We start from the raw sequence: 1,205 nt of genomic DNA, 5'->3' as shown, positions 1-1,205 counted from the left end.
GCGCCCTGCAGCGACAGTGACAGCTGCCAGACCAGGGGACCGGCCAGCAGCAGGAACATCAATATGAGGATCGCGTACCGGGTCACCGAGCCCTTGGTGATCCGGGGTCTCTTGGGCTTGGCCGCCGGTTGCCGCAATGGCGCTTGGGTGCGCACTGCGCTGCTCACGTTCTCTGGTCGCGCTCCGCTCCTCACTCGCTCCGCGGGCGGCTGGGCTCGTTCCTCGCTTCGCCGACCGCTCCGCTCGCTCTTCGCGTCGCCGCTCACACGTCCTCCCGTTCCCGCCGCTGATACCAGAGCTGTGCGAGGAGCAGGGCGCCCATGATCACGAACATGGAGATGCTGATCGCGCCGGCGTAGCCGGTCTCGGCCTGCAGCCCGGTGCCCTCGTTCTGGATGAGCATCGTCATAGTGACGTTGCGCCCGCCGACCCCACCGGTGCCGCCGGTGAGTACGTACACCTCGCCGAAGACGCGAAAGGCGGCGATCGACGAGAACATGCCGATGAGCATCATCGTGGCGCGGACACCGGGCATGGTGACACTGAGGAATGTCCGGACTACGCCTGCACCGTCGACGGATGCAGCGTCATAGAGCGACTGATCGATGTTGGCCAGTGCGGCCAGGTAGATCACCATGTAGTAGCCCAGCCCGGACCAGATGGTGACCATCATCGCGCTGAACAGCAGCAGCCATCGATCGGTCAGGAATGGGATCGGACTGTCGATGGCGCTGACCCACTGCAGCAGCGAGTTCACCATGCCCCGGCTGTCCAGCAGATTCGTCCAGATAAGACCGATGATCACGACGGACATGACGACAGGCAGGTAGTAGGCGGTGCGGAAGAACCCGAGCAACCGCCCCTTGCCTGCGACCAGGGTCGCCAGGATCAGCGGCAGCACCACCATGAACGGCACCACGACCACCACGTACAGCGTGGAGTTGAGCAACGCGGTCCAGAACCTGGAGTCGTTGAACATCCGCCGGAAATTGTCGGCCCCGGTGAACTGCCCGTCGCGTAGCAGGGTCGCATCGGTGAAGGCCAGACCCAGCGTGTTGAAGAACGGGAACAGGATGAACGTGATGGTGACTGTGAGTCCGACCGCGAGGAAGAGCCACGGCACGTACCAGTGCTGGTGCGTGCGCAGGCTGCTCCCGCGGGCGTTGCGCCCGTTCTCTCCCCGGAACCGGCGTCCACGCCGGTGC

General features: G+C 64.8%; 1 protein-coding gene and 1 pseudogene. Both read right to left on the bottom strand.

Features of this window, described 5'->3' with window-relative positions; translation table 11 throughout:
- Window positions 1-155 (bottom strand): annotated as a pseudogene (locus ELR45_RS42895) (carbohydrate ABC transporter permease); the annotation flags it as partial.
- A gap of 107 nt (window positions 156-262) precedes the next feature.
- Window positions 263-1,147, bottom strand: coding sequence for a carbohydrate ABC transporter permease (locus ELR45_RS23960; protein ID WP_129668648.1), 885 nt, complete (start codon window positions 1,145-1,147; stop codon window positions 263-265).
- Window positions 1,148-1,205: the final 58 nt, after the last annotated feature.

Origin of the sequence: Phytoactinopolyspora endophytica (genome assembly GCF_004138495.1) — a bacterium.
GTDB lineage: Bacteria > Actinomycetota > Actinomycetes > Jiangellales > Jiangellaceae > Phytoactinopolyspora > Phytoactinopolyspora endophytica.
This window is presented reverse-complemented; position numbering and strand designations above follow the sequence as displayed.